This window comes from Deltaproteobacteria bacterium (genome assembly GCA_019308995.1).
Lineage (GTDB): Bacteria > Desulfobacterota > Desulfarculia > Adiutricales > JAFDHD01 > JAFDHD01.
Map to the genome: position 1 here is coordinate 1 of JAFDHD010000135.1, position 7651 is coordinate 7651.

General features: G+C 43.5%; 8 protein-coding genes. All 8 read left to right on the top strand.

Annotated elements, in window-relative coordinates; translation table 11 throughout:
* Positions 1-125: 125 nt before the first annotated feature.
* The 8 genes from JRI95_15275 (at position 126) to JRI95_15310 (ending at position 7027) form a co-directional block, all read left to right on the top strand.
* Positions 126-599: a pyridoxamine 5'-phosphate oxidase family protein gene (locus JRI95_15275; GenBank protein ID MBW2062902.1), complete on the top strand. Its 474-nt coding sequence runs from the start codon at positions 126-128 to the stop codon at positions 597-599.
* 137 nt (positions 600-736) lie between these two features.
* Positions 737-1219 carry a GNAT family N-acetyltransferase gene (locus JRI95_15280; protein ID MBW2062903.1) on the top strand — a complete coding sequence of 161 codons (483 nt, stop codon included), beginning with the start codon at positions 737-739 and terminating at the stop codon, positions 1217-1219.
* A gap of 113 nt (positions 1220-1332) precedes the next feature.
* On the top strand, positions 1333-2046 hold the full coding sequence (locus JRI95_15285; GenBank protein MBW2062904.1) for an HAD family hydrolase: 714 nt from the start codon (positions 1333-1335) through the stop codon (positions 2044-2046).
* Positions 2047-2497: 451 nt separating this feature from the next.
* Positions 2498-2833, top strand: a complete 336-nt coding sequence (locus tag JRI95_15290) for a hypothetical protein (GenBank protein ID MBW2062905.1) — start codon at positions 2498-2500, stop codon at positions 2831-2833.
* 817 nt (positions 2834-3650) lie between these two features.
* Positions 3651-4439 carry an ABC transporter permease gene (locus JRI95_15295; protein MBW2062906.1) on the top strand — a complete coding sequence of 263 codons (789 nt, stop codon included), beginning with the start codon at positions 3651-3653 and terminating at the stop codon, positions 4437-4439.
* Positions 4436-5098, top strand: a complete 663-nt coding sequence (locus tag JRI95_15300) for an ATP-binding cassette domain-containing protein (GenBank protein MBW2062907.1) — start codon at positions 4436-4438, stop codon at positions 5096-5098. Before JRI95_15295 ends, JRI95_15300 begins: the two co-directional genes overlap by 4 nt.
* Positions 5095-6138 carry an MCE family protein gene (locus tag JRI95_15305; GenBank protein ID MBW2062908.1) on the top strand — a complete coding sequence of 348 codons (1044 nt, stop codon included), beginning with the start codon at positions 5095-5097 and terminating at the stop codon, positions 6136-6138. The genes JRI95_15300 and JRI95_15305 overlap by 4 nt, the downstream gene beginning before the upstream one ends.
* Positions 6131-7027 (top strand): tetratricopeptide repeat protein, encoded by an 897-nt coding sequence (locus tag JRI95_15310; GenBank protein MBW2062909.1) that lies wholly within the window; start codon positions 6131-6133, stop codon positions 7025-7027. Before JRI95_15305 ends, JRI95_15310 begins: the two co-directional genes overlap by 8 nt.
* Positions 7028-7651: the final 624 nt, after the last annotated feature.

The following is a 7651-nucleotide window of genomic DNA, read 5'->3' on the forward strand; positions in this document are numbered from 1 at the left end:
TCATGGCGACTGGAGCGGCTGGGATATTTGAGCCCGGCTGAGTATCGTGAGCAACACTTGACCAAACTAGCCGCATGAGGCTAAACTGGTGTCCAGAAATCCGGGTGCAGTACAGGTTATTGAAAATGCGAAAAAAAGACCAGGAGATTACAGATAAAGAATTGATAGAAGCCATAATAGATAAGGCCACTGTCTGCAGGATTGCCTTTTCTGAAAAAAATATTCCATATATTATCCCTGTAAATTTTGGCCATAAAGATGGCTGCTTGTATATTCATTCCGCCCCTGAAGGAAAAAAGATTGACATGATAAAAAATAATAATAATGTCTGCTTTGAGGTGGATATCGATCATGAACTGATAAAATCAGATAGCCCGTGTCATTTTTCAATGAAATATCAGAGCGTTATTGGCTTTGGCAAGGCCTTTTTTATTGAAGGCCTCGAAGAAAAGAAAATGGCCTTAGATCTTATCGTCGGCCACTATTCAGACGGATCACGTGAATATCCTGAAAAAATCGTCAGACATGTAACCATTATTAAAGTTGAAATAGATCATATGACCGGGAAGCAGTCAGGATTTGGGCCCCAACAGGATTAATTGTAAAGGGCTGTGAAAAGCAAATGCGTGAAGTTTACTCTTGATATTGCTGATGATATGAATAAAAGATAGAATTGATCCATTTTCGCAAAACGCTTTAGCTTATAATTCGAATTTGCTTAAACGGAGTTTACAGAATGGACATTAACATCCAGAAGGCCATCATCCAAGATAAGTCTATTCTTCGAAATTTGCTGGAACTGTGTCATCATGATTACAGCGAGTTTAATCCGAAGGACGTGAATGAGCATGGACTTTTTGGATACAAATATCTCGACCACTACTGGATCGAGTCCGGGCGTTATCCTTTCCTGGTGAGAGTATCTGGCAAGTTGGCTGGGTTCGTTCTTGTGCGGGATATTGATTTTTTTGATAATAAAGTCACCCACACCGTTGCCGAATTTTTTATTTTGAGGAAGTTTAGGCGCCAGGGGACAGGCCAAAAAGTGGCGCACCGTATCTTTGATATGTTCCCGGGCAGATGGGGGGTGGAGCAGGAGGACGTAAATCTTCCAGCGCAGGCCTTTTGGCGAAAGGTCATTTTCCGTTACACAAAGGGTCAGTTCAAGGAAATGGAGGATAAAAACTGGAAAGGTCCTATCCAGGAATTCAACACTTAGCACCGCGGATCTTTTCAATATGGAGGTGAACGAATCTGGGTGGCCAGGAGAGGCTAACCCCCGTTTTGGTCAATTTATCATGAGATGCAATTGAATATTATGGTATGTTAAGGATGATGGATTTTTCCGTGGTTTGTATAGACATGTTTCAGACGCTCGTTGATGTCAACAGCAGGCGTCACCTGTTCTGGCATGAGGTTTTACAGGAGAAGTACTCAGAGCGATTGGCCGAGGAGTATTCCGCGTCGTGGGTTGAGTTATTTAATGAACGTTTTAATGATGCTGCCAGGTTGAGCTCCGGGTTTGCAACTGTCAAGTCAATCGCTGCAATTTGTTTTGACAAAGTGTTTACCAAAACCGGCCTGACTTTCGATTCGGAACATGCAGCTCAGATGTGGATTGATGAACATAAGTTAGCGCCTCCATACGATGACACAAAGGTATTCCTTCAATCCGTCAGCGCATATTTCCCTGTTTGTCTCGTGAGCGACGCAGATGATGAAATGATCTGGCCGCACCTCGAGAAATATCAATTTGACATGGTCTTTATCTCGGAAAGGTTCAAGGCCTATAAAAATACTCCAGATGGTAAGCTGTTTCGCGCCGTAATCAATCATTATCAGACTGTGCCTCAAAAGGTAATCCACATCGGGGATGGATACAATGACATCGGGGGAGCAAATCGAGTCGGTATCACTGCATGCTGGCTAAATAGAGACAGGAGAAAATGGAACCATAACGTTAAACCGAATCATGAAGTCGCATCCTTAATCGAAGCCGCGTCTCTATTGGGTATCCAAGTCAATAATATTATCCGAGATGACTAGCGGTGATTAATAAACCGGCTTTTGTAAAAGCAATTATGGTTTTCATAAGTGAGTTACCTGGTAATATACTTCGACCTTAGTTTTTTTTCTTGACATACTTCTGTATATCCGTTTAGTATCCAGAAACTCTCATGTCAAAGTGATATTGACATAATGCCCTATTGTTCTCATTGTTTTTTCAGGAATGATGAAAAGTGAGAGACAGAAACCATCTTGAAAAACGCTTATGAAAAAATCTCGAGTAGTTGGATAATTATCTTGGGCGGAGCGGCGGGCTCTCGAGGTGAGTGAGATAAATGTCAATACCCTTTTTGATTACATCGGCCGGAATCCAGAGGCCGGTGAATCTGTTGCCGTAAAGCCTGAATACTGACCGGTTTGTAAAGTTAACAACCGTGTTTCAGGTTTAGGTATAATTTAACCCAGGATTCTGAATTAGAAAGGAGAGCTTATGCCCAGGAAAAAGACAGTCAATGCTAGCGCGTTGATCAAAGCAGTGGAATCTGGTCTGCCATCAAGAGAGATCATGGCCAAGTTCGGTGTTAAGACATCAGCCCAGCTTAAGTCCCTTTACCTCGATGCCTTAGCCGAAAAAGGAAAGGTCAAAGGAATCATCAGCCGGTCCATCAAGAAAGGTCGTTCCGCTAAAAAGCTCAAGGAAATCAAGGTGAACAAGCGAGGCAGCCTGGTTGTTCCACGTGAAATGGCCGAAGAGATGGGTTGTAAGATCGGAGAGACCTTTTCCGTTCGGAAGACCAGAGCCGGGGTTAGTCTGAAAAAGATGTAGACGATTTGCTAAACCTGGGACCTGAACTTTCTTCATAAATAGATTTCAAGTATTCCATTTAAAACAATGGCTTCGAGTTAAATTGATAATGAAAGCCTATCTTGCGAAGCCCATGGAAAAGCCTGCGCCAAATGATATAAAGGCCTGCTCTAGTTAGTTTTCTGAGCAGACGCAAACTCTCTTACTCAATCCTAAAATCTGTTTGTGATATTTTTTTCTCTATCGGGTTCAGTTCGGAAGGCTGATACCTGGTTTTAAATTTGTAAGTATGCGTTAAGGTGTTGAGCTTCTTCAATGGCTAGGTCTTTCATGCGCCTGGTTATATCATAAATATTAAGTAAAATCAATCTGTTAGCAATAAAATCAGCACTTGAATTCAAGAATCCGGATAATAAACCAAATTATCAACATTTTATGGAAGGGAAGGGAGCCCTATTCGTTGTAACCCTCGAATAAGGAACGTCCAGGGCTCCCGGAAGGTAATAAGAGGGTAATGATAATTACTCGATGAGTAATTTTGTTATATCCATCATTTCGGTAGATGTCATCACCCAAAAGGGTGATTGGGTGGGGTGATTTATTCAGGAATCTGTTTCAATAAAGCTTTGACCCAGAATCCGCAGCGTGCTAGCAAGATCATATCGAAGCTAACTATCTAATTTTAAAATAATTTTTTAGATAACTTCAATTTGCCACCAAATTATACCGCCTCATAAAAAAATAAGTTCTCATATGTTTCCCCTGTTAAGACCTCTTTTCTAAAGCCATGGATAGGCCTTTAGAACGAGGGTATCAGGAGTAGATATTTTATGATAAGATGCGGGCCGTGTTGGAAATCATTAACGTTGAAAAAACTGGAAGGAGCGCCATCAATGCCTTCATCTATTCAAAGGGCACTTATGATCTTTTTTTCCATTCCCTGAGGAGCTTGCGTGCTTTACGTTTGGCCCCCGTGAGGCAGGTGCTATACCGGCAGATATATTTTACTGGGATTGAGGCGGTGGCGGGCATATCCGCTGTGGGAGTTCTAATTGGTATTGTCATCATCACCCAGGCCGCAAATATCGTCGGACTTAATGCGGTACTTGTCGGGAAAGCCCTTGTATGGATAGTAATCAGGGAACTTGGTCCGCTTTTTTCAGCCATAATAATTATCATCAGGAGTAGCACCGCTGTAGCCTCAGAGTTAGGTTCCATGCAGGTAAATGGGGAAGTGCGTTCCTTGAGGTTTATGGGCATTGACCCGATAGGCTACCTCATTATGCCAAGAGTAGTGGGGTTAACTCTTTGTGTATATGTGCTTAGTTTTTATTTTCAGTTAGCGGCCATTTTTGGCGGTCTTATACTCTCCTCGCTTTTTCTGGATATCCGATTTCTACAGCAATTGGGGAATATATTTTCTGTTCTCGGTCTATTAGAAATTTTTATTTCGTTCATCAAGAGTCTTTTGTTCGGGCTTCTTATCGCATCCTCCTCGTGCTATCATGGGTTAAGGGTCAGGTCTTCTATAACCGAAATCCCCCAGGCAACCACGCATGCGGTAATGCAGAGCCTGATTTTCATACTGTTATTTGACGGGATTATTACGGTGGTCCTTTTTATATGATCAGGTTTGAAAATGTTACCTTAAGGCCATTTAGTGGTCTGAATTTTGAGATAAAATCAGGCCGGTTGTGCAGGATTCTGACGGAATCTGATTTCGAGAAGAGCCTTATAATCCAGGGAATTATTGGCGGTATACAGCCGGAGAGCGGTAGGGTGTTTCTTTTCGGTCAGGACCTGTGGTCTGTTGGGAAGGGTGAGATCTTCACCCTTTTTAGAAAAATAGGCATGGTGCTGGATAATGGAGGAATAATCAGTAACCTTAAGGTTGGGGAGAACATAATACTTCCGACATGGTATCATAAAAGTCAGAAGCTCTCAGATGCCTGGAGAAGAGTGCGTGATATTTACACTGAATTGGGCTTTGAAGCATTGAGGCTTTCCGAATACCTGGGGGAGTCTCCTGGATCACTGCCTGCTTATGAGAAGAGGATTATGGCTCTGGTGCGAGCCATGCTCATGGAGCCCGAACTTATGATCTATGACGCACTGCTTGAAGGAATGGACAATGAGACTGCGAGAAAAGTGCTCCGAATTACCGAGAAATTTCACAGTGCGAAACAAGAAAGGACGTCAGTTTTTATCAGCTCCGATGAACAATCACTCAAAGATGTCCGGGCTGACAAAACCGTCTGGTTGTTAAAAGGAGGCCAAGCCGGGTGAGTGATATACAGACAAAAGACCTTAGATTTGTCCATCTGGAAAGAAAGGTCGGCATTTTTATCCTGGTCGCTTTTGTGGGCCTGGCCGCGGTCATCACCATGATTGGGATACAGCAGGACCTTTTTACCCCAAAGACCAGAATCTATTTCATCACCGAGAGTGGGACCGACCTTAGCGACGGTCAGATCGTGAAATTTCGAGGGTTCAAGATAGGCAAGGTTAAAAAGGTTTCAATGAACAATCAGGGAAAAGTCGAAGTCAAGCTTGCTATAAACAACCATTACATGAAATGGATAAGGATAGACTCACGCGCCCGGCTCGTAAAGGAGGGATTCATCGGAGACTCTATCATTGAGATCACACCGGGCTCACCTGCAAAGAGAGGGGTGGAAGAGGGTGGCAGAATCGCTTTCGAAAGAGAAAGGGGCCTCAGCGAACTGGCCGAACAAATAAGGGATCAGGTAACCCCGGTCATCGAGGATATTAAAAAGATAATTAAGGACCTTGACAATCCACAGGGTGATTTTAGAACCATACTTGCTAATATTCACAAATTTTCAAACAATCTGGTTGCCACCTCAGAGCACCTCGACGCCGTTCTTTTAAACATACAAGATAGTGTAAATGAGGTTACAGCAAATGTTGGTGACCTTTCCGGGACTATCAAGAAAGAGCTGGTCAAGGTTACAGCGAACGTGGATGAGCTCTCCGCCTCGGTTGAGACGAATGTGATACCAGAGATTGAATCTGTACTTAAAAATATGGACAGGGCTGTCTCCAGTGTAGACCAGACAGCGAGTGTCTTCAGGCAGGACCTGGAGAATGTTTTGAAAGCTATGGATAACGTCTTGAAAAATGTCAAGGAGACAATCGAAGACTTAAAAAAAGCGTCCGCCAGCGTACCAGGGCTTGTGGATAAAGGTGAGGACTTGATGGGCGAGAGTCAAAAGATCATGGAATCGGTCCAGGATATCTGGCTCTTCCGGCCAAAAGCGGCCAACCCTGACGATAAGATACTCAAAATGGACAGCTATGAATAACAAAGAGCGGCCGAATTTTAAAACAAGGCGCCTTCTTGTTTGGGCCTTGCTCCTGATTTTATTACTTGCTTTGGCAATGGAAGGATGCGGCGGATCAAAGAAACCTACGCCTTCAGGGTTTTATAAAAAAGAAGCCAGCCTCAATAAGAAAGCTAAAGAGGCCTATGCGAATCGCCGTTATAACAAGGCCCTGGTTCTTTACAAAGAGGCCCTTAATGCCAGCCGGGCCGTTGAGGATATTGACTTGAGCGCGGTTAACCTGATCAACATCGCCGCCACATACAGGGCCCTTGGTCAGAGGGACAATGCCATACGTACCGTAGATGAGATACTTGAGGCCTCACATATCAAATACCCTGTGGCAAGGCTCTCAGAGGCCGCTTTTATCAAGGCCCTGCTTTTAAAGGATGCCCAAGATTATACCGGTGCCCGGAAAATGGCTGATAAAGCCATGGATTTTTGTCTTAAGGCCAACTGCGGCGCGCAAGGGAAAATATTCAACCTCAAGGCCAGGCTGGCATTTTTAGAGAGAGACTTACCAAAGACGCTGGCCCTCGGCCAGACAGGTCTTAAGATCAATCGCGCCCAAAAGAATGAGCAGGAGACGGCCAATTCATTGAGACTCATTGCGGACGTTAAAACTGAAAAGGCTGAATATGCTGATGCCCGGGCGCTCTATGAGGAGGCCCTTGTTCATGATAAAGAACTGGGGCTCAGCAAAAAGATTGCCCTTGATTTAAGGAAGATCGGAGTTCTCCTCAAGAAACAGGGGCTGAGTAAAGAGGCGCTGAAATATTTTCAGAGGGCTTACTCTGTCAGCCTGGGCGGCAAGGATGAAGCGGGCGTCAAGCTGGCTTCGGAGATGATAAACAGCCTTCAAACCAAGTAGCGATTTTTTTTTCAGAATAGCTGAGGCTCGATCATACAACGGGTTCAGGCAAGTTTTAATCTTAAAGGACAACTCCTGATACAAGGTTGAAGTTTCTACTTCAATATGTAACCATCGGCCATCTAGGAACTGAGGGTATGGTAAGAAACTTTCAAGGAGGGGGAGTTTTGTAGGTTGGGTAGAGCGAAGTGAAACCCAACAATTGGCTACAATCCGCTTAAACATAATTTAATCGAACCGCCCAAGGACCCGAAAATTTCAAATTTCCACGGTTACGTAAAAAAAGGGATTTATAATCAAAATTGAGATGCAAACCAGGAATTGATCTTTTATAATGAGGTCGAACATGAATAAATATGTTGGGTTTCGCTTCACTCTACCCAACCTACATGGCTAAGGCTGATCTGACAGGGCACTGTGGCAAGCAAGGCTAGACTTTTTTAGAACTCCGAAAATTGAAGCATATCATCAGTATTGTTAAAAATGCCGGGATTCAAGTATAATACAGAGCACTACTGTCCGGTTGTTAATTGAATAATAACAACTGTTTATCGGAAGCCCCTGTTTCATTTTTGTAATCTTCCTCCTGGAAGGCCTGTAAAATGGGGATTTTCTCTAAAAGAG